Source organism: Catonella morbi ATCC 51271 (assembly GCF_000160035.2).
GTDB lineage: Bacteria > Bacillota > Clostridia > Lachnospirales > Lachnospiraceae > Catonella > Catonella morbi.
On record NZ_KI535370.1, the window covers coordinates 368,128 to 390,160 of the forward strand.

A 22,033-nucleotide genomic window follows, 5' to 3' on the forward strand; every position below is an offset into this window, starting at 1 on the left:
CCACAATAGAGTATAGTGTCCAACATTTCTTAATGTAGCCTTAATGTAAATGCAATGTTTACATAATGTTGATGCTTTATCCTATATGCATAATCAAATGACGGAGGTAAATATTATGAAGTATATACTTGAAACTGTTAATATAAGCAAAAAAGGCGGAACCGGCTATCGTGTTAAAGATTTATCAATTAAAGTTCCCGAAAACTGTGTGTATGGCTTTCTTGGCCCAAATGGTGCAGGTAAGAGCACTACACTTAAAATGATACTCGGGCTTATTCATCCTGATAGTGGGAATATTTCGGTATTTGGTAAGACAATTACTTCTGCAAATAAGCTTGCAATTTTACATAAAACCGGAAGTCTGATTGAAAATCCCGGCGGTTACGGACACCTTACAGGTCTTGAAAATATGCAGATAATCGCAAAGCTTAAATGCGTAAAGGAAACAGAAATAGAATCTGCCCTTAAAACTGTACGCTTATATGATGAGCGTGACAAAAAACTTTCCAATTACTCTTTAGGAATGAAGCAAAGACTCGGTATTGCTATGGCTCTGCTTGGAAATCCTAAGCTCTTAATCCTTGATGAACCTACCAATGGGCTTGATCCTGCAGGTATTCAGGAAATGAGACAGCTCATCATATCACTTCCTAAAGAAAGAGGAATAACTGTAGTAATCTCAAGCCATTTGCTAAGCGAAATTGAACAGATGGCTGATCAGGTTGGCATCATTCATCATGGTAAAATGCTCTATCAGGGAGGTCTTGCAGAGCTTGAAAATCAGGGTGAAAATCTCGAAGAAGTTTTTCTTGAAATGACAGGAGGAAAGGAGTCTCTATGATTACAGCTGTTTCAACACTGACATCTGCTGAATTTAAGAAGGCAAAGCATAAACACACTCTTTTGCTTATTCTGTCAGCAGTTATATTAAATTATTTTTACTTATTTAATGCAATGTCCTCTACAGGTAAAGAATGGACAAATATACTTTTTGGTATTCCTATGATTAACACTTTGCTTCTGTCTGTGTTAATGACAGTACTTGCAAGCAGAACTGTGGATATTGAAAACAAAGGTTCTATGTGGAATTTACTGCCTACTCTCAACAATAGGACTCATATTTACCTTGGAAAACTTTGTTATGGTTTTATCAATCTTACACTATTTTGTATAATTCAAATGTGTATGGTAGTTTTTATTGGAATACACTCAGGTTTTTCAGGGGCTGTACCTCTTAGTGCAATTTTACGTACATTTTTTGCGGAAATTATAAGCGGTATGATAATATTCCAGCTACAGAGTCTGCTTTCTCTCATATTTTATAACCAGTTTGCCGCCCTTTCCATAGGCTTTGGTGGTATACTCACAGGTTTATTTATGGCTTATATCAGCAGTAAACCTTGGACTCCATGGTCAGTATTGCTCTCCCTTAGCACAGTTGATATGAATTTTGATTCAGCTGCAAAAATTATGTCACTAAGCTTTAACCATATATCTATTATGGGAATCTTTATAGCTTTCCTGTATTTGCTCGGAACATTTTTACTTGGACTTTTTCTTTTTACCAAATCTGAACAAGGTACTTCTATATTAGGCTTTAAGAGGCATAAAGTCTCCACATCGCTTCACATCAGCCTTCCTGCTGAGTTAATTAAGCTTAAACGTAATCCAATCTGGCTCTCATTTATACTGATTCCTGTAATCTCAGCAGTAATCGGCACAATTAACTTTAAGGCGAACCGTGAGGTACTTAAGTTTACCTGGGAAGCTCTTTGGACACAACAGTCTCTGTTCTTGGGTTTATTCTTCCTTTCTCCTCTTATAGGTATACTCTCAAGTCTTCTTTGGAGAATGGAGCACTCCGGTAGCAACTGGAATCTGATTCTTACCGTAACTTCTCCCGTAAAGCTCATAAAGGACAAGTGGATTACAGCAGGTATCATGTCTTCGCTAAGTATAATATGGATTGTAATTATCTATATATTTTCCGGAAAAATACTTGGACTCCCCGGAAATATACCTGTACAATTTTTATACAGAATTCTTTGCAGCATACTTTGTGTAGTAACAATAGCTGCAGTTCAATGTACATTATCAATGATAATACACTCCTTCGCCATCCCTGTCGCACTTGCCTTTGCCGGAAGCCTTGCAGGGGTTGCCCTGACAGTTAAAGGATTTTACTATGCAACTCCGTTTTCTGCTTTGATATATAGTTTGGGAAGTACCGCAATTACAGGCGCTCTTAATATACCTGTTCTTATAGGCTCTTGCGCGCTTTATCTTGTTTTGGTATTTATTATCAGCAATATTTATCTAAGAAAAGCCGATGTCCGGACTCAAGTTTAAAAAACGTAGGAAAAATCCCCTTGCAGCAAGTAAAACTGCAGGGGGATGAAAAATTATATTTAAGCGTTCTCTTTAACTTCTTTATCTTTTAGTCCTCTAAGCTCCTTAAAATTCTTCATCAGCATAAATATTACAATCACCGAAAGGAAAATATCAATTGCAAGAGAACCGGTATATATTGACTGTGTTCCAAAAATTCTTGGAAGTATTATCATAAGCGGAATATATAAAAACAGCTGTCTGCCAAGTCCCATTATCATTGCAGGCGCTGCCTTTTTAATGGAAGGCCAGAATGTCATAGCCGTCATGGTAACAGAAAGTAAAGGTGCTATTGTCATAAATATTCTGAAGCTTGCTATGTAGCTCTCATTAAAGTTTACATTTGGCAGCATACTTCCTAAGACAAGTGTAGGACTGCACATTGACACCAGCCAGAATGGAAGCATTATAATAAGTGCCACAAAAGAGAATATCTTAAATGAACTTATACTCCTTTCATACTGCTTTGCACCGTAATTAATCCCCGCCACAGGCTGTAATGCCCTCATAAGTCCATAAATAGGTGTTAGTGAAAAGTTAAATATTCTAAATACTGCTCCGTAAAAGGTTATATCAAGATCTGTTCCATAGGCCTTCAAGGCTCTTAGAATAATAATTCCCTGTATAACCCCCATTATGCTCATTATAAGTGATGGCATACCAAGGGAAATGATTTCTTTAACTATTTCCTTATTGTAGCTTATTGTAAATACATTGGCATTAAAACTTGCTTTGCCCCCTTTACAGTATATTACAAATAACAGCGCATATACAAACATACCTATATTAGTTCCCCAGGCTGCACCGACAACTCCCATTTTGAAAACAGCCATAAGTATGTAGTTTGATATTATGTTTACTACAAGCCCCACACCCATCATAATCGCGGCTGTTTTCATCTTGCCTTCAGCCCTTACTATCATATTATATGCAAGACCTATAATCCAGAATATACTTCCTATCAGGGTAATCCTAAAATAGCTTATCGCATATGTTAATATTTCTCCATCGGCCCCAAGCAACCTAAGTAAAGGTTCCATAAATACAAATCCTACTGCCATCATAATCACAGTTGCTATTACGGAGATTAAATTCGCATTTCCAAGTAATTTTTTCTGCGTTTCCTTATCATCTCTACCTAGTAAAATACTAAGGTATGAGCCTGCTCCCACGCCTACAAGTGAGCCTAAGCCCAGACTTATCTGCGTAAGCGGATATACTATAGAGATTCCTGCAAAAGCCGTCTCCCCTACAAGCCTGCCCACAAAAATACCGTCAAAAATTACATTTAGTCCATACAGCACCATTGCAATAATTGCCGGAAAGGAAAGCCTGTAACACACCTTCCATAAGTTTTCATTTAGTATCATTTCTTTTTCGTTATTCATAATTATGACCTTCCTATCGTTCTAAATATGCCGTAAACATTATTTTAAGCATTTCTTTTAATTTCTCTTTGTCTACATTTTCAAAAAGATATATACCCACATATAAAGAGTTCAGCAAAAAAGTAAATTCTCTGTTACTGATAGCGATATATTCCTCTAGACCCTCTTTTTTACAAAATTCTATAAAATCTTCAAGGCTGTTGTCATATACTTTTTCAAACAATTCCTTAAATGCCTTGTTACTTTGCATTTCTATAAGAAATACCGTATATAGCTTTTTATATGGGTTTTCATCCAGCACCTTATCTAAAAGACTATCCATAATCTTTTCACTACGGCTTTTAGGATTTTCCCTCATATAATCCAAAACAATATTTTTTCTATATTCACCTCCATCTTTTAGGAGTTCTACAAAGATTTCCTCTTTATTAGCATAATGATGATACATCCCTCCTTTTGATATCCCACATTCCTGTACTATTTCATCCATTGTAGTCTTTGCATAACCCTTATCTGTAAAAAGTCTTAATGCAACTTCCTTAATCTGTTTCCTTCTGTCTTCCTTGTTTAGTCTTTTACCCACCATACTTTCCTCCTTACCGACTATGTCGTCGGTAAAGAAATAATACTACTAAACTTTTCCCCTGTCAAGCATAATCAGGCAGAATTTAAATAATTATTTTATCCGGTTATTGGACTTCAGTTTGTTTAGCAACCTTATCCTTAGCTATAGCCTGATATGATTTCTATTTGTCAGACCGGAGATTTGCCATCCGACTTCCTTAAGATTCCACCTCACGACGGACACCCTTGTCTTTGGCGCATCTTTCCGACTACCGGGGCGTATTGGGGACTTCACCCTTTAGAAACGTCTGTCGCAAAGCGCACCTAAAAAAAGGTAGCAAACTTTAATAAGTTTACTACCGCAAAACTTCCCATACCCTCTCCCGAAGCACAGGCACCGCTTCTTCCTCAAACCAAGGCTTCTTCCTCTGCCAGAAAAAGTTCAAGGGTGCTTAGGTGTACTATCGGAAAATCATCATTTTCATCATATAATTTTGCAAAGTCATAATCTAAATTCCAATCCTCTTTAAGGTCTTTAATATATTTTCCAGCATCAAACCTTACTTCATCAAGTAGTACAAAGCCTACAAATGTTGACATATTTATTCTCCTTATAATTATTTACCTTTATCCGTTTATTCCACCACATTCAACTCCATATTCACTGTCTATCTCCATACAAGCCAAATGTCCTAATAAATAATCCGGCTCAGCATCTAAATCTAGCATAAAGTCTGTTTCATTTTCTTTTACATAAATTACGACATTATTCACAAAAAGTGATTCGATAAAATCTTTCTCTGTAATCTCTCTATCTGCGGTAAAATCACCGCTTTCAATCATATCATTAATATTTTCTATAAAATAGTCATTTTCCTTCATAAATGTATCTATTATCTTGTTTCTGTTTTTATTAAGCCAGTTAATTTTTTCAAAAACGATGTCTTCAACTTCTTTCTCATCAGCTTTTATCTCCAGAAGAATATCTGTTTCTTTTCCCCATACATCCATCTTGCCCATATAATCACCACTATCATCTAAAACAAATTCTGTGTTGCCGATTAAAATTTTATTCTTCATATCTTCCTCCCTATGTTATAAGTTTAGTTGTAATCTTATACTTATTCATCTTTTCTCCAAAAATATCTTGTAATTATTTTTCTAAGTTCCCTACTTTGTCTTTCCACCTGTAAAACTTATAAAATTCATTTGCTATCCTTTAGAAATCTGCTTAATTCCTCAAAAGTGTAATCCTTATAAATTTGACCTGCACTCAGTACTGAATCAGTTGTAATCGGAAGCTTTTCAAGCAGTTCTTGTATTTCTATCTCCTTAGGCAATGAAATAATTTCCCCCTCTGCATCTTCCTGTTTATGTACAGTAAAGATAAACTCACCTTTTTCCCAATCCATTTCAAAATTATTTATTACATCAGCCGAATTAACTCCCAAAAATTCTCTTTGGTTAGCTATAAAGTTCTCATAAATAAATTCATACACAGCCTCTTTATCTATTTTTACTACCCTGAGTACATCATCTTCCATAGTTATATCCTTTCCCACTCTTCATTCTTCTACATTCAAAATTAAAGTTATTGGGGTTATTTCGTTTTAACTCAAGCTTTAGTTTCTTTATGTTATATCCCATTTTATTATCTCCATACCTTTAAGTCTGCTGATGTAGCATAACTATAGTTTTGCAGTCCTTACATATTTCTATATAAGCATTCCCTTCCATACCGTCAAGCACTGTATCCCATTGTATCTGGGCAAGATATTTCATAGGCTTTCCACAATCAGGGCACATTTTTATTTCACAGTCCTGAATCCAGAAGGCAAAACCACCAACAGATGAACCACCGTCCCAGTCAGCCGCAAATCTGAGCGGAACAGGTTTATCACCCAAAACAAAGGTATTCGAAGCTAATTCCTCTACTCCGATATCTCCTAAATAATCTTCTCCTCTGAAACTATCTTCCCCGAAAATAGCTTCACTTTCTCCATCTACAGTATATCTGCAAAAATCCCCATCAGAAAACTGGAAGCAGTTTGGACAGCATTTCGCTTTAATAACACCATCTATCCCAATAAAATCAAGTCTTTTATCCCTGCCGTCAATCTCCATAAGATTTACGACAGTACAGCCACATTTAGGGCAATTCTCATCAGTCCTTATACCGATTTTTACAGGACTTTTTTTCTTCTCTTCCGATGTTCCTTTAATCAGAGGATAGCATTGGTCAAAATTGGTTTTAATAAAATTTCCTTCCTTATCATAAGACCAGCCGCCATAGGTCGCATAAAATGAAGGATTGACATATAGCTTTTTCCTCCACTCTTTTGGATGTTTTTCAAGCTCTAAAAAGGTCTGATACACCTCATCTCCACCGGCTGCAGCAAGACATAACAATAAATGTCCCGCAAGTCCATCCTTGATATCATCCTGCTTTATCATTTCAGTCATTGATTTTACTATATCTTCAGAAGCATCTTTATATAGCTCACAAGGATAGAAAACCTTATGCTTAAAAGCAGTTTCGGCTATTTTGGAAGTATTTATATCTCTGTAATCCAACAGTTTTATAAAGATTCCATGGTTTTTATCCAAATCACCTGTTGCTTCAATTTCTTCACAAATTTCTTTTATTCTGATGTCTATTTCTTCTTCTTTAAGTGCCAATATCTCCTTTTTCTGATTTTCTGCTCTGCAATCAGCACAAATCCCATCAAAATATATTTCTCTGCCACATTGTTTACATTTTTGCGGTTCTCTTTCCATAACCAATCTCCTTTGCTTTCTCACATTTCATTAAAATCCATTCTGTTTACCGACATTCTCATCATTTTATCTGCCATTTTAGCAAGTAAGCGATGAGCAAAAGTAATTCCCGGACTTTTCATGTCATAATATCCTAACATATAACCTTTTGAACTGACTTTTATTTTATCTGACCAGTTAAGTTCCTTATTAGGATTATCGAGGTAAAAAAGTCCCTCTACATCATCAATACCCATATTTTTTAAAATCTTTTTCATCATTAATTTTATTCCAAATTTTCCTACACTGTCAAATACCAGACAGCCTTTAGGATATCTTTGGGAAAGCTCTAATACCATTTTCTTTACTTCATCTCTTTTAAAATAATGAAATACTCCGGCAGCAAACAAAATAACTCCGTTTGAACCGTCTACCTCATCCATCCACGAATAATCTTTTAAATCGCAGGCAATATTTTTTTCTCTTTCCTGTGTAGCTGTCAGCTTATTACGAACCTCTATAACATCTGGAAAATCCACATTTACAATATGGCAAAGCCCATTATCGCAAGACTTGCCGGTTTCATCCAGACCACAGCCAAGGTTTACAATAGTAGCTTTAGGATATTTTTTGAGATATTCTTTAATCTCCCATATTATGTCAAGCTGTCTCATTGCAGCCTCAAGAGAGCCGAATTCATATAAAAACGAATTGTTCTTTCTCTCCAGTTCCGAAAAATCATAATCAAGCCTTTCACATAGTTTCTTTGCAAAAGTGTCTGAGTAAAGTTCAGGAAATTTATCATAGCACATTTTTCTGCCATATAGAGGAATAATAAGTGTTTCTTGGACGGTATTTTTTTCTATTTTGACTTTTTCCATAAAAGCGACTAAGATTTTCTATTTCTTAATCGCCTTGTATCTTCAATATTCAGTTTTATTTAGCTCGACAAACTGGGATTTATCGAGTCGAATTTATCCACTGCTTTAGTTCCTCCGATAAGCGCTCATCAACATCAATCCTCGTCTGCTTACACTCTTTCGGATACTGCTTTGCCTCCTTAAAAGCCATGCTGATAAACAGCCCGGAACCCACAGGAAGAATGCCTGTTAACATGGTCTGCGGAAAAATAAAATGCGTTCCATGTTCATAGGTCATGAGAACTACACTGTTATCCGCGTCCCTTTCTTTCAGCCTGTTTTCCATTCTACGAATGTATTTACAGGTATCCCAAAGTACATCATCCTCCGCACCAATCAGCAGAATGCGACCCTTTATATTCTCCACCTTTATTTTCTCGGCTTCCTGCACGGGATGCCTTTTCTCCGATTCATCGAACAAATCGCGACTGGCAACCATCGCGCCACGCCGTTTGGTTTCCTCAGATATTTTCTGCCAGTATTCCGGATGGCGATACGCATAGGGCAGATAAGGAAGCGGCTTACCGTGATATGAAACAGATGACTCTCCGTCTCCCGGACGTTCGTGAGCCCCGTCTTTCCCATCCTGATAAAAACCTTCCATCACAAAATCAGAAGGAGAAATGGCTATCGTAAGCGTTATTTCCGAAAAGCATGACGCTGCGACAAGCGCAAGCATACCAGTTGTCGAGGCACCCATAATACCGATTTCTTCATTGCCCATCGTCTTCAGAAATGCAAGTGCCTTCTCAAAACGTTCGAGTGGATAGTTATGGTGACCGTAATCTTTTGGGGCCGGTGACATTGTGAGGACGTTCAGACCTTTCTTTTGAAGCCATTTGACGCCACCCTTTGCCATCATGTCTTTTGTATCATCACCAAGCATGGCAATCATGCAATATTTACTGCCGTTCGGATTCGGCCAGTATACGCCGTTATATCCATCTTTCTCTATTGTTTTGATTTCTTTCTTCATGGGAAAGTTTCTCCTCTTCAACTTCTAATTTGTCTACACCGCTTTAATCTTCTCATTTATCAATTCAATAAATGCTATCACAGTTGCTCCTATCATTGGAAGTCCATAAGGACTAAATAGAAAACCGATGACCAAGCCCGATATACCTATTCCGACTTCTCCTTGAATGAAAGATGCTAACGCCCCAAATATGCAGAACACCATAACGATATACAGTAATGCTGTTCCTATACCAAGTAAGAATGTTAGAAAAGCAGTCAGAATTGATAAAACAAGACTAATCGGAAATAAGATAATTTTTAATATCCATCGCATACACTACCTCTTTTTCTCTTTAGTTTATGTGCTGCTTACAACTATTATTTTAGTCGATAGTGGCTCTAAGCAACACATAAACCATCAGTTTCTTCAGTTTTTAACTTTGGTAGAAGCTTCAAAACCTTTGATTTTACTGAACTATTTGCCTCTGTCATTATTATGACACGAAACCCACAGCAAGGATCATATACACGGCCTTTAAACGGTTTCAAAATCTCTACTAAAGTACGCACAACACAGGATGGAGTAAAGAATTCACCACCACGCTTTCCTTCCTGCTCAGCAAACATTGATAAACAATATTCATAAGTCCGCCCAAGAATATCTTTTTCGCTTCCATGTTTGGTCATCCTAATATTAGTAAACAGGTCAACAACATCCCCAAGTCTTCTTTTATCAAGTTCAGGGCGGGCAAAATTCTTAGGTAAGATATCTTTTAATCTTTTATTTTCTTTTTCAATAGCACGCATGGCATCATCTATAACTTTTCCAATTTCAGGAGTGTGAGCTTTTGCGGCAATCTCACTCCAATGTGCTCCTGCAGGCACAAAAAATATTCCTTCTGAAGTGTATTCGTCAATATCTTCTTCAAATCCATCGCCCTCCTCGACAAGTGCATTGTATTTATCTTTAAATCTATCAGAAATGTATTTTAAGAAAATTAATCCCAACACCACACTTTTATATTCTGACGCATCCATGTTTCCTCTAAGTACACAGGCAGCATCCCATATTTGTTTTTCAAAGCCAATAACAGCAGTATTTTTGTTTGCCATTTTTTAGATTTCCTCTCTTTTATACTTTTAATTATGTATATCTAGCTATGAATAGTATTATCAAACATTATAACTGATGATTTCACATCTCTATCACTTTTTCATCAAGTAAAAACTGTTCAATTCCTATGTATAAAATTCCTTCTTCATCATGCTTTGGAATAATGTTATCCTTTACTATTACAATTTTTTTAAATGAATCCCCTGTTCTCTTAAGCGAAGCAGTTTCTTGCTCTCTTTTTTCCACGCTGTCCACATTTAATGCCGACTGAATATAATATCTGTTACTGCCAAGATTTATTATAAAATCAATTTCTAAATTTTTTCTGGCATTTTTACCATTTTCTTTCTTATAATTATATCCAACCATTCCAACATCAACGTTTAGTCCTCTTATTCGCAATTCATTATATATCACATTTTCCATAATATGCGACATTTCATTTTGTCTGAAATTCAATCTTGCATTTCTAAGTCCTATATCATTGAAATAATATTTATATGGTGATGAAATATACTTTCTTCCCTTAACATCAAATCTTCTGGCTTTTTCAATCAAAAATGCATCTATAAAATATTCCAAATAGCTGTTTACTGTATATTGTGATATTTTTATACCTCTTTCTGATAAAAATGTATTTGCTAATTTTGTCGGGTTTGAAAGAGAACCTATTGATGAAGAGATAATATCCAATAAATCATCCAAAATAGCGCTCTCTTTTACTATGCTATTTCTCTCTATTACATCTCTTATATAGGTATTTGTAAATACATTTTTCAAGTATTCACTTTTTTCTTTATGACCTTTGAGTTTTACCGCCATTGGCATCCCACCATATAAACAATACTCATCCAAAGCAAATCTTTTATCATTATCATAGCAAGAGTAAAATTCTGAAAAAGAAAAAGGATGAACTCTTATTTCATCTCCCCTGTCCCTAAACTGTGTTAATACATCACTGGACAGCATTTTTGAATTACTTCCTGTTATATAGATGTCAGCATTTGGAATCTTCATAAGTCCTAATACGACATCCACAAAAGTAATTTTATTTTCACTATTTTTTATATACGGATTTTCAACTTCTTCAACAAATTGAATTTCATCTATAAAAATATAATATTTTATTGAGGCACTATCTATTTGTTGCCTTATGTATTCGTCTAAGATAAGTGGATCTCTATATTTCATATACCTAATTTCATCAAGAGCTAATTCAATAATCTGTTCTCTCTGTACCCCTGTACTAAGTAAGTATTTTTTAAATAATTCAAAGAGTAAATATGATTTGCCACATCTTCTAATACCTGTAATAATTTTTACCCTTCCATTATCTATTTTATCTATCAATTGGTTCATATATCTTGGTCTTTGAATTTCCATTACCGTACTCTCCATTTAATATTTTTATACAAATACGCATTTAAATTAAATACCATATCAAAATTATACTGCAAATATCTTACTAATTCAAGGGTGCTATTTAATATTAAGTCACAAATCCGCATTTTTATTAAATGGTAGTTTCTCTCCACTGCTCTAAAACTTTTTATAAACTCCATACCCAATTCCCGGATCTCCGTTTTCTTTAACATATTCCTTTAATTTCTGATAAAGACTACTTTTTTGTCCTCTTGAATATGCCTCATTCAGGACACGTTCACTTGCCTGCTCAAAGTCATACTTTATATGTTGTACATCAAATAATGCCTGAAATTTTCTTATATTGCTTTCTTTCGGAAGGAGTGAAAGGATATTAGGACTTAAGATCCAGGATTCACAGTCAAATCCCGAATACCTATCAAAAAATTCATTTGCCAGATTTATGTTATTTATACACTCATTCACATCAAGGCTTTTGTCCTCAGGAATGTGTATATGCACTATATCTGTACTTTTATCAGGTTCAAACTGTAACCTTCCAAACCTATATAAGTCTCCTTTCACACAGTTTGCTACCCAATAAAGCTCTGAAAGACCTATTTCCCCTGTTTTCCTTTTGTGAACTTCCTGCCAAATACATATATCTGATATTGTGTCAAAGTAAACTGTTTCGGGATTTAAGCCGTTATCATCCAAAATACTTTCTTTTTCATAAAGTCTTTTAGTAATCAAATCATAGTTTTCTGCTGCCAGACAAATATATAGTTTTAATGAAAATAAATACCTATCCTCTTTAGACTTTATACTCTTAAGGAAAAGCATAAAATCCTCATAAAACAGTTTTTTGTACTTTTTATACTCTGTTTCATCCATAGTAATAGTATTTATAAATTCTGAGACATCATCGGCAAAATCCAGTTTTTCAATAAGTCTGTTTATATCTAACATCATCTTTTATATCATTCCCCATATTATAAGTAAAAAAGCTAAGAGAGCACATAATTATTTGTTTAACAGCTTTATCCTGTGGATGATGTACCACAAATTACTATTTCCCCAAAACCACCAGTGAATGTTAAGTCTTAAAAGCTCTTACCTTACCAATATGTCTGTCTGGGACGGAGATTTTAACTCCCCTATAAATAACAATTACAAGCTACTTATAGGGGAAAACTCTATCCTCTTACAGAAACTATGTTTTCTTTCTCTGCCAGCTTATTGATTAAAGCTGTTTTATCATAGCCAGCAGGAAATAACAGTTCAAAATCCACTTTTAAGTTATCACTGTCTCTTTTCGTTATCTTGATTGATTTTATTTCTATTTTTTCCGCGGTCATATAGTCTTCAAGCTCTTTCACAGCATTGTCAGACTTTTTTAGTACAATTATAAAGTATTCCTGAAATGCTTCATTTGCCAGAAATCTCACTCTATGAAATACAACCTGCATTATAAGTATCGTTACCGTACTTAGGGTTGATATGAAATATTGCCCGGCACCCATACTCATGCCGACTCCGGCTGTTGCCCATATGCCTGCGGCAGTTGTCAAACCACTCACTGAAGTATTGTTTTTAACAAAAATAATTCCGGCTCCAAGAAAACCCACCCCGCTGACTATCTGCGATGCTACTCTCGAAGCATCAAACTTGTCCACATCCGGAAATCCGTATTTGGATACAACCATCATAAGTGCAGCCCCCAAAGCTACTATTGCATGTGTACGCACTCCTGCCAATTTATTTCTGTTCTTTCTTTCAAATCCTATGGCTGCTCCCAAAAGTCCTGCAAACAATATTCTTAAAGCAAGTTCTCCATGGTGCATACTCTGAATAATAAATTGCTCTTTTATAAAAGGAAGTATGGTTATCACCTCGTCTTTCTTTAATATAGATTGCAAAAAATCCCTCTGCAAACCATCTAATTTGCAGAGAGATCCATAATTATTAATATTCTAAACTCTAAAATTAGTTGCCCATCTGAGCTGCAACTTCATCTGCGAAATTCTCGCTTCTCTTCTCAAGACCTTCACCGGTTTCGAAACGAACGAAACCTGTAAGAGCAATATCCGCTCCTTCAGCCTTAGCTACACTGTCAATATAAGCCTGAACAGTCATGCTGCTATCCTTTACATAAACCTGATCTACAAGGCAGATTTCCTTAAGTTCCTTGTTAAGCTGTCCCTTAAGAATATTCTCAAGAACATTTGCAGGCTTACCCGATAACTTAGGATCATTTGCAGCCTGAGCCTTAAGAATTTCCATCTCATGATCAAGGTATTCTTTAGAAACTTCGTCTCTGTTAAGGTATGTAGGGCGCATAGCTGCTATCTGCATAGCTACGTTTCTTGCTGCTTCCTTAACGGCATCGTTAACTACGCTTGTCTTAAGAGCAACAAGAACACCGATTCTGCTTCCGTGGATATAAGATTCAACTAAGCCTTCAGCCTCAGCAAGCTTTCCAAATCTTCTGATATTCATATTTTCGCCGATAACTGCGATCTGTTCTGTAAGGGCTGCCTTTATAGACTTGCCTGCTTCAAACTCTTCCTCAAGGAAAGCATCTACATCAGCTGCATTTGTAGTAAGAGCCTTAGCAGCTACCTCATTTGCAAATGTTGTAAATTTCTCATTCTTAGCAACGAAGTCTGTCTCAGAGTTAACTTCAACAACTGCTGCACTTTTGCCGTCTGCTGCTACTGCTGCCACGCAAACACCTTCTGCTGCAATTCTCTCTGCCTTCTTAGCAGCCTTCATAAAACCGTTCTCTCTAAGCCATTCTATTGCCTTATCCATATCTCCGTCAGTTGCGCCAAGAGCCTTTTTGCAATCCATCATACCTGAGCCTGTTATCTCACGAAGCTCTTTAACCATAGCTGCTGTAATTGCTGCCATTTTTTCGTCCTCCTATTAACTGTTTATATACAAAAATTTACGTCCCTGCCTGCAGATTCCACTCTGAATATAAAACCGGAATACTGCCTGCGGCTAAGGAATATCATTATTTATTCTTCTGTAGCTGCTTCTTCTACTGTCTCTACAAACTGCTCACCCTGATTAGCTTCGATAACAGCATCTGCCATCTTAGCAACGATAAGTCTTACTGCTCTGATAGCATCATCATTTCCGGGGATTACATATGTAAGTTCATCAGGATCACAGTTAGTATCTGCAATACCGATAATTGGAATATTCAGTGTGTGTGCCTCCTGAATACAGATTCTTTCCTTCTTAGGATCTACTACGAAGATAGCATCCGGAAGCTTCTTCATCTCCTTGATACCTCCAAGGTTCTTCTCAAGCTTCTCCCAAGCCTTCTTTATCTGGATAACTTCCTTCTTAGGAAGTACATCAAATGTTCCGTCTTCGCTCATTTTCTCGTACTCTTTAAGCTTTGCAATACGGCTCTTGATAGTCTTGAAGTTGGTAAGCATACCACCAAGCCATCTCTCATTTACATAGAACATACCTGAACGGATAGCTTCATCCTTAACAGCTTCCTGAGCCTGTTTCTTTGTTCCTACAAAAAGAATGGTTCCGCCGTTAGCTACGATATTCTTAATAGCTTCATAAGCTGAATCAACCATACCTACAGACTTCTGTAAGTCGATGATATGGATACCGTTTCTCTCGGTATAGATATAAGGAGCCATCTTAGGGTTCCATCTTCTGGTCTGGTGTCCGAAATGTACACCTGCTTCAAGTAACTGCTTCATTGAAATAACGCTCATTTTTTTCTACCTCCATGGTTTTTCTTCTGCCTGTCTCAGCGTTTAACTGCCATACCCCTTCAGGGCACCATCAGTATAAAACAGGCATGATTTAATTGTTATGGTATTTCATAAAAAATACCCTGCACATTTTTGCGCAAGGTATATTCTAACATAAAATAAAGCTTAATGCAAGTATTTTATCTGCCGCCCATTTGGGTATTGGGGTATACTGCAGAGATTTTAATGCAGATTTCCTACTTGCCTATATCCTTTACAACCACATCTAAAGCCTTGTCTAACTGGTTGTCTTCTTTCCTATCAAGTTTTCCGTCATTTAAGGCTTCTTTGTTAAGCTCTACCACTACATCGGGCTTAATTCCCGTTCCATGGATATTTGCTCCGTTTGGGGTATAATACTTTGAAACTGTGACCTTCATTGCTGTACCGTCTTCAAAAGGAACTATAGACTGAACTATTCCTTTGCCGAAAGTGTTGGTTCCGACCAATGTTGCAGCCTTATAATCCTTCATAGCCCCCGAAAATACTTCCGAAGCCGAGGCAGAGTTACCGTTTACAAGTATGGCTACAGGCTTATCAAAGCTTAAATTATCCGTAGCCTCCTCATCAACCCTCTTTCCGTTTTTATCCACTGTATATACAAGAATTCCTTTTTTTATCATTCTGTCAAGCATTTCGCAGGTAACATCAAGGAGACCGCCCGGATTGTCTCTTAAGTCAATTACAAGTCCCTGCATACCTTCTTTTTCCAGGTCTTTTAAAGCACTCTTAAACTGGGAAGCCGTAACTTCATCAAACTCCGAAACAGCAATATAACCTATTTTTTTACCATCTTTTTCTTCCATCCTGTATGTAACCGTATCAATTTCAAGTTGTCTTCTTTCAAGATTAAACTCAATTTCTTTTCCGTTTCTTAATACGGTTACCTTAACAAAGGTTCCTTCCTCTCCTTTAATCTGAGATACTACCTTGGAAAGTTCCAACCCTTCTATCTTCTTGCCTGCAACCTTATAAATCACATCTCCGGGAAGCATTCCTTCTTCTGCTCCCGAGCCTTTTTTAAATGTCTTTACTATAGTTATTGCCCCTGTTGTTACATTTTGACTTACCGCAACACCTATTCCGCAATAAGTTCCGCTGGAGGCTGTGGTAAATTGTTTATATTCATCCGCAGTATAGTATACGGTATACTGATCACCCAGACTGTCTACCATTCCCTTGTATATACCGTCCTGCATTTTGTCATTATCTATTTCATTCAGATAATAATCATCTATTGTATCATACAACTCTTGGGACTTTCTGCTAACTTTTTCCCAATCTATGGCGGCTCCTGTAGTCGTATCTGTTCTATTTGTCTCATCCTCAGCTGAATCCAGCGCGGAAATCTGTTTAACCACTCCGAAAAGCATACCTCTTATAGCTCTGCTCTCAAAAGCCATTTTTATAAAGGCTGCGGATAATATACAAAATATAACAATACCAACCAATATGCCTAAAAAAAACTTTTTATTTTCTCTCATCAATTATCTCCATTGTTTCTTCCAAATTCCGGTCTAATCTTAAGGTGATACATAATCAAGCGGATTCACATACTGTCCGTTTACTTTTACGCTAAAATGTAAGTGAGGACCGGTCGACATGCCGGTACTTCCAACCAAAGCTATAGTTTCTCCCTGACTTACTTCCTGTCCGACAGTTACCAGAAGTTGTGAGGAATGCATATAAACAGTATATACTCCGTTCCCATGATCGAGTATTACATGATTTCCCATGGAATAATGATAGCCTGCTGCTATTACTCTTCCTGCTTTAGCTGCTACAATTGAGGCACCTGCATTAACTGCAATATCTATTCCGTTATGAAAAGTACCTGAACCTGCCATTACTTCATTTCTGTAACCAAATCCTGATGTTATATATCTGCTTGCAGGCAAAGGCCATATCATGCCTGCTGCCGATTCTGTTCCGGAAACAATTATATCATTCCCGGCGCCTGAAGCCTTTGCCTCTCTTTCCCTTCTCTCTCTTTCTGCTCTCTCCGCTTCCGCTATTAATTCATCAATATATCTTTCTTTCTGAACTATCTCAAGGTCATATTCACTGACCTTTTTACCGGCTTCTTGAATCAAACTCGCAAATTTTTCAATCTGAGCATTCTTAGCATCTGCAAGTCTTTCATTTTCTGCCTTTTTTGTCTCCAGTTCATTAAGAATAATATTTAGATCTGTCAACTTATTTTCTTTTTCAATTTTTTTCTCTTCGGCAACCTTTTTAGCCTGTTGATATCTTCCAAGCAGAGTATTGTCATATTCCGAAATTCTGGACATATATTCGCTTTGATTTAACAAATCTTCCACCGAGTTTGAGCCGAGAATTATTTCCAAGTAATCAGTCTCTCCGTTTTCATACATATATTTAATTCTTTTTTTCATTATATCATACTGTTCATTCTCGACTTTTTTTGCAGCCTTAATCTCTTTTTCCGTCTTGGCGATACTCTTTTCCGTCTTTTTCACCTTTTTATCATAATCCGCAATCTTAAGTTCTATATTCTGCTTTTTTTCATCCAGTTTCTTTATTGCATCCTGTATTTCGTCTCTCTGATCTTTTAATTTTTCTATTCTTTCGTTCTCTTTCGCTCTCTTCTTTTCAAGTTTTTTCTTTTCATCCTTCTGGCTTTTAATTGTATCAGCCATCGGTGTAAAAATATTTCCGCCAAATGCTGTTAATATCGCAAATATAAGCATAGTTGCAAACATTTTCTTTTTAGACATCTATATGCCTCCTAACTGTAAAAAAACTGCCTACAAAACCTATTCCTACCCCTATGGCAAGCAAAAGCGGTGTAAGCACCATAAATTCTTTTTTAGTATCAATAAACACCAAAATATTTACGAGAGTATTAAATCTCTCCGAGAGTACCTTAACCGTTCTTTCGTAAATGAAATACAGCAGAACTAACGGCAACAAAGCTCCTACAAGTCCCAGTGCTACACCTTCTATAACAAATGGTGCACTAATGAAAAAATCAGTTGCACCTACCATTCTCATAATAAATATTTCTTCTTTTCTGACTGAAATTCCCATAGCTATGGTTGTACTTATAAGAAATATCGCTACTGCCAAAAGTAAACCTATTATCGTTATAGATATAACTCCAACCAGTGAATTAATTGCAGAAAAGCCCGAAGTTGTATTACGGTTACTGTTTACTTTTCTTACCCCTTCAATTGTTTCAATATAGTTTACAATTTCCGGTTGTTTTTCTATTTCTTTAACATAAACAGTATATGAGTCACTGCCCGCAAGAGGATTATCGTTTCCGAAAGTCTCTATAAGCTCAGGCTTTAGGGAAGTCTTTTTGTAACGCTCCCAAGCTTCATCCGCTGAAACATATACAACATCCCTTACTTCTTTCCTTGAAGAAATTTTAGCACCGATTTCTTTCTTTGCCTCATCCGACAAACCATCTTCAAAAAAAACCGTAATTCCGACTCCTGCCTCCGCTGACTTCATCATATTATCAAAATTACTTACCAACAAGAAAAAAAGTCCAAAAATAAATAGGCAGGCGGCTATGGTACCCATTGATGCCAAAGAGAACATCCTGTTTCTGCGAATACCCTTAAACCCCTCCCTAAAACTATACAACAAAGTCCGTATTTTCATCATCTGCACCGTTTATCCAATCACCTACAACTTCACCGTTTCTTAATTCTATCACCCTTTTTTTCATGGTTTTTACAATTTCTATATTATGGGTGACAACCACAACCGTAGTTCCGTTTTTATTCACTTCTTCCAAAAGATTCATAATCTCCCAAGAGTTATTAGGATCCAGGTTACCTGTAGGCTCATCTGCAAGTAAAATAATAGGCTCATTAACCAGTGCTCTCGCTATTGCAACTCTCTGTTGTTCACCCCCTGAAAGTTCTTTTGGATAAGCTTTCTCCTTATCTGAAAGCCCAACTATTTCCAGCATTCTTGGAACTGTCTCTCTGATAACCTGTGGGCTTTTTTCGATTATCTGCATAGCAAAAGCCACATTCTCATAGACTGACCTTTCCTTTAAAAGTCTGAAATCCTGAAATACCATCCCTATATTTCTTCTGTGTTTCGCCACCTGGCTATGTCTAAGACGTTTTAAGTTCTTACCGTTTACATAGACCTTACCGGATGTAGGATTTATTTCTTTCATAAGAAGCTTTAATAAAGTAGACTTTCCTGCTCCGCTGTCTCCGATAACAAATACAAATTCACCTTTTCTTATCGTAATGTTAACGTTTTTAAGTGAATTTGTCTCTCCGTTGTTCTTAGATGAATAGTCCTTCGATGCATTCACAAGCATAACCGCAGGAATATCCATTTCAAGATTCTTATCTGAATTAGCACTTTCAGAGAATAATTTCTTATTCTCTGAAAGCCTTTTCTTTCTATCATTATTAATCATTAGTATTCTAAGTTCTCCATATATTTCATGTACTTAACTACCATAAGTGCAATCTTAAAGGTAATAGCATCATCAAATACCCTTATATCAAGGTTAGTTGTTTTCTGAAGCTTATCCAGACGATATACAAGAGTATTTCTGTGAATATATAACTGTCTTGAAGTTTCAGAAACATTTAAGCTGTTCTCAAAAAACTTATTGATGGTTGATAAGGTCTCCTCATCAAATTCATCCGGAGATTTACCGTCAAATATCTCTCTGATAAACATCTTGCAAAGCGGCATTGGTAACTGATATATAAGTCTTCCTATTCCAAGGTTGTTATAACCTACTATATTGTAATCCGCATAGAAAATCTTTCCTACATCAAGAGCCATCTTAGCCTCTTTATAAGAACGGGATACATCTTTAATTTCAGGAACTATTGTTCCATAAGAAATATTCACCGAAGACATAGCTTCAGAGTTAAGCATATCAAGCATGGTCTTAGCTACCTTGTCCATATCTTCATAGCTTTCACCCGGCTTAAGTTCTTTAACCACTATAATATCTTTTTCATCTACTGCCGTAATAAAATCTTTGGTTTTACCTGTAAAAAGACTTCTTACCGTTTCAAGGGCATTGGAATCTTTCTCATTTTTAGTTTCAATAAGGAAAACTATACGTCTGGCTTCCACATCAATATGAAGCTTCTTTGCTCTGTTATAGATATCAACCAAAAGAAGATTATCCAACAACAGATTCTTGATAAAGTTATCCTTATCATATCTTTCTTTATAGGCAATAAGCAGATTCTGAATCTGGAAACCTGCAATTTTTCCTACCATATATACATCATCATTATCACCCCTTGCAAGGATGATATACTCAAGCTGCTGTTCATCAAAAACTTTGAAAAACTGATTTCCTGAAAGCACCTGGCTTTCAGCAGGTGATTCCGCAAAATTGAGAACTGCTTCTTCATACTGTTCTGCTTCTTCAAAAGTTGAAGCAAGATTCTTTCCTTCAGTGTCCATCACACAAAGATCAACCCTTGTAATAGCCTTAAGCCCTTCAATGGTACTCTGTAAAATCTGATTTGATATCATTGACTCACCCCACATATTAAAATTTGTCTAAAGTTACTTAAGTTAGTTATCACATTACATTCTACCATTCATTTTAAAAAAAGTAAAGAAAAGCCGGTCTCATATTAAAAATTTCTGATGAGACCGGCCGGAGTTTAATATTATTTTACTAAATTCAAATTATTACGCTAACTTAAAATGCGATTGCAAGTCCTGATTCTTTATCAAAAATATGCATCTTTGAAAGATCAAGAGCAAATTTAACTGTGTCGCCTACTCTTGCGGTAGTACGAGGATTAACTCTTGCGGTAAACTCTACATCACCGACAGGGAAGTAAAGGAATACTTCCGCACCAAGAAGCTCGTATACCTTAATTGTAGCATCAAAAGTAGTATCAGGTGAGTTATTGATAAATACTTCTTCATCATGAATATCCTCAGGACGGATACCGAATTCAACAGTCTTTCCGTCATAACCGCCATCAAGAAGAGCCTTAGCCTTATCTTTAGGAAGCTTAATCTTAAAGCCCGCAAACTCAAGAGTTGCTCCTTCACCCTCTTTCTTAACTACCGCATCTATAAAGTTCATCTCAGGAGATCCGATGAATCCTGCAACAAACTTATTAACAGGTTTCTCATAAAGATTCTGAGGAGTATCTACCTGCTGAATATAACCATCCTTCATAACTACGATCCTTGTACCGAGAGTCATAGCCTCCGTCTGGTCATGTGTTACGTAGATAATAGTTGTCTCAAGTCTCTGATGAAGCTTACTGATTTCAATACGCATCTGCACACGGAGCTTAGCATCAAGGTTTGAAAGAGGCTCATCCATAAGGAATACTTTAGGGTTACGAACTATAGCACGTCCCATAGCTACACGCTGTCTCTGTCCACCTGAAAGAGCGGCAGGTTTACGATCAAGAAGTTTCTCAAGGTCGAGAATTCTGGCTGCATCATTAACAAGTTTATTGATTTCTTCCTTCGGAGTTTTTCTAAGCTTAAGACCAAAAGCCATATTGTCAAATACTGACATATGTGGATAAAGAGCGTAGTTCTGGAATACCATCGCAATATCTCTGTCCTTAGGCTCAACGTCATTTACTCTCTTATCGCCAATGAAAAGATCTCCGCCCGAAATCTCCTCAAGACCTGCGATCATACGAAGTGTAGTAGACTTACCACAACCCGAAGGACCTACGAAAATAATGAACTCTTTGTCTGCGATTTCAAGGTTGAATTCCTTAACTGCCTCAAAACCGTTTGGGTACTTCTTTGTAACATTTCTTAATGATAAACTTGCCATAACAGCCT

Annotated in this window: 23 protein-coding genes; 2 read left to right on the forward strand and 21 right to left on the reverse strand. The window is 36.5% G+C overall.

The genetic code is table 11. From position 1 onward, the window contains the following. Nucleotides 1-112 precede the first annotated feature (112 nt). Together GCWU000282_RS14365 and GCWU000282_RS14370 are read left to right on the forward strand one after the other, a co-directional pair. Entirely contained in the window at nt 113-841 is a 729-nt protein-coding gene (locus tag GCWU000282_RS14365; RefSeq protein WP_156913164.1) for an ABC transporter ATP-binding protein, read from the forward strand. Continuing rightward, nucleotides 838-2,349, forward strand: coding sequence for an ABC transporter permease (locus tag GCWU000282_RS14370; RefSeq protein ID WP_023355905.1), 1,512 nt, complete (start codon nt 838-840; stop codon nt 2,347-2,349). The genes GCWU000282_RS14365 and GCWU000282_RS14370 overlap by 4 nt, the downstream gene beginning before the upstream one ends. 59 nt (nt 2,350-2,408) lie before the next feature. Here the strand turns inward: GCWU000282_RS14370 and GCWU000282_RS14375 are convergent, their stop codons facing one another. The 21 genes from GCWU000282_RS14375 to GCWU000282_RS14480 all read right to left on the reverse strand — a co-directional run bounded on the left by GCWU000282_RS14375 (nt 2,409) and on the right by GCWU000282_RS14480 (nt 22,025). After that, a complete protein-coding gene (locus GCWU000282_RS14375; RefSeq protein WP_023355906.1) occupies nt 2,409-3,776 on the reverse strand; it encodes an MATE family efflux transporter in 1,368 nt (455 codons plus the stop codon). A 13-nt stretch (nt 3,777-3,789) separates the two neighbouring features. Beyond that, nucleotides 3,790-4,362 carry a TetR/AcrR family transcriptional regulator gene (locus GCWU000282_RS14380; RefSeq protein WP_023355907.1) on the reverse strand — a complete coding sequence of 191 codons (573 nt, stop codon included), beginning with the start codon at nt 4,360-4,362 and terminating at the stop codon, nt 3,790-3,792. A gap of 386 nt (nt 4,363-4,748) precedes the next feature. Then, nucleotides 4,749-4,940, reverse strand: coding sequence for a hypothetical protein (locus tag GCWU000282_RS16950; protein WP_023355908.1), 192 nt, complete (start codon nt 4,938-4,940; stop codon nt 4,749-4,751). A gap of 27 nt (nt 4,941-4,967) precedes the next feature. Continuing rightward, nucleotides 4,968-5,420, reverse strand: a complete 453-nt coding sequence (locus GCWU000282_RS14390; protein ID WP_023355909.1) for a DUF2262 domain-containing protein — start codon at nt 5,418-5,420, stop codon at nt 4,968-4,970. A 125-nt stretch (nt 5,421-5,545) separates the two neighbouring features. Then, nucleotides 5,546-5,902, reverse strand: coding sequence for a hypothetical protein (locus tag GCWU000282_RS14395; protein WP_023355910.1), 357 nt, complete (start codon nt 5,900-5,902; stop codon nt 5,546-5,548). A gap of 103 nt (nt 5,903-6,005) precedes the next feature. Then, nucleotides 6,006-7,118, reverse strand: coding sequence for a hypothetical protein (locus GCWU000282_RS14400; RefSeq protein ID WP_023355911.1), 1,113 nt, complete (start codon nt 7,116-7,118; stop codon nt 6,006-6,008). Between the two features lie 20 nt (nt 7,119-7,138). Then, nucleotides 7,139-7,978, reverse strand: coding sequence for a class I SAM-dependent methyltransferase (locus GCWU000282_RS14405; RefSeq protein WP_023355912.1), 840 nt, complete (start codon nt 7,976-7,978; stop codon nt 7,139-7,141). 79 nt (nt 7,979-8,057) lie between these two features. Continuing rightward, nucleotides 8,058-8,993 carry an acyl-CoA thioester hydrolase/BAAT C-terminal domain-containing protein gene (locus GCWU000282_RS14410; protein ID WP_023355913.1) on the reverse strand — a complete coding sequence of 312 codons (936 nt, stop codon included), beginning with the start codon at nt 8,991-8,993 and terminating at the stop codon, nt 8,058-8,060. 33 nt (nt 8,994-9,026) lie between these two features. Beyond that, on the reverse strand, nt 9,027-9,308 hold the full coding sequence (locus GCWU000282_RS14415) for a CD1845 family protein (protein WP_023355914.1): 282 nt from the start codon (nt 9,306-9,308) through the stop codon (nt 9,027-9,029). Between the two features lie 65 nt (nt 9,309-9,373). Next, complete coding sequence (locus tag GCWU000282_RS14420) at nt 9,374-10,087, reverse strand: HsdM family class I SAM-dependent methyltransferase (protein WP_023355915.1); 714 nt, start codon at nt 10,085-10,087, stop codon at nt 9,374-9,376. An 82-nt stretch (nt 10,088-10,169) separates the two neighbouring features. Further along, nucleotides 10,170-11,471 carry an ATP-binding protein gene (locus tag GCWU000282_RS14425; protein ID WP_035041188.1) on the reverse strand — a complete coding sequence of 434 codons (1,302 nt, stop codon included), beginning with the start codon at nt 11,469-11,471 and terminating at the stop codon, nt 10,170-10,172. 156 nt (nt 11,472-11,627) lie between these two features. Next, complete coding sequence (locus tag GCWU000282_RS14435) at nt 11,628-12,422, reverse strand: acyltransferase domain-containing protein (RefSeq protein ID WP_023355917.1); 795 nt, start codon at nt 12,420-12,422, stop codon at nt 11,628-11,630. A gap of 224 nt (nt 12,423-12,646) precedes the next feature. Then, the gene (locus tag GCWU000282_RS14440) at nt 12,647-13,369 is read right to left on the reverse strand and encodes an MgtC/SapB family protein (RefSeq protein WP_242828972.1); all 723 of its coding nucleotides are present in this window, start codon (nt 13,367-13,369) and stop codon (nt 12,647-12,649) included. 67 nt (nt 13,370-13,436) lie between these two features. Continuing rightward, the gene (gene tsf / locus GCWU000282_RS14445) at nt 13,437-14,363 is read right to left on the reverse strand and encodes a translation elongation factor Ts (RefSeq protein WP_023355920.1); all 927 of its coding nucleotides are present in this window, start codon (nt 14,361-14,363) and stop codon (nt 13,437-13,439) included. Between the two features lie 110 nt (nt 14,364-14,473). Continuing rightward, complete coding sequence (rpsB, locus tag GCWU000282_RS14450) at nt 14,474-15,199, reverse strand: 30S ribosomal protein S2 (RefSeq protein ID WP_035041192.1); 726 nt, start codon at nt 15,197-15,199, stop codon at nt 14,474-14,476. 236 nt (nt 15,200-15,435) lie between these two features. Further along, nucleotides 15,436-16,722, reverse strand: coding sequence for a S41 family peptidase (locus GCWU000282_RS14455; protein ID WP_023355922.1), 1,287 nt, complete (start codon nt 16,720-16,722; stop codon nt 15,436-15,438). A 39-nt stretch (nt 16,723-16,761) separates the two neighbouring features. Further along, entirely contained in the window at nt 16,762-17,976 is a 1,215-nt protein-coding gene (locus tag GCWU000282_RS14460; RefSeq protein WP_023355923.1) for a murein hydrolase activator EnvC family protein, read from the reverse strand. Further along, on the reverse strand, nt 17,969-18,874 hold the full coding sequence (gene ftsX, locus GCWU000282_RS14465; RefSeq protein ID WP_023355924.1) for a permease-like cell division protein FtsX: 906 nt from the start codon (nt 18,872-18,874) through the stop codon (nt 17,969-17,971). Before ftsX ends, GCWU000282_RS14460 begins: the two co-directional genes overlap by 8 nt. Beyond that, nucleotides 18,846-19,550 (reverse strand): cell division ATP-binding protein FtsE, encoded by a 705-nt coding sequence (gene ftsE / locus GCWU000282_RS14470; RefSeq protein WP_242828974.1) that lies wholly within the window; start codon nt 19,548-19,550, stop codon nt 18,846-18,848. The genes ftsX and ftsE overlap by 29 nt, the downstream gene beginning before the upstream one ends. A gap of 101 nt (nt 19,551-19,651) precedes the next feature. After that, complete coding sequence (locus GCWU000282_RS14475) at nt 19,652-20,740, reverse strand: PucR family transcriptional regulator (protein ID WP_035041194.1); 1,089 nt, start codon at nt 20,738-20,740, stop codon at nt 19,652-19,654. Between the two features lie 172 nt (nt 20,741-20,912). Next, complete coding sequence (locus GCWU000282_RS14480) at nt 20,913-22,025, reverse strand: ABC transporter ATP-binding protein (protein WP_023355927.1); 1,113 nt, start codon at nt 22,023-22,025, stop codon at nt 20,913-20,915. Nucleotides 22,026-22,033: the final 8 nt, after the last annotated feature.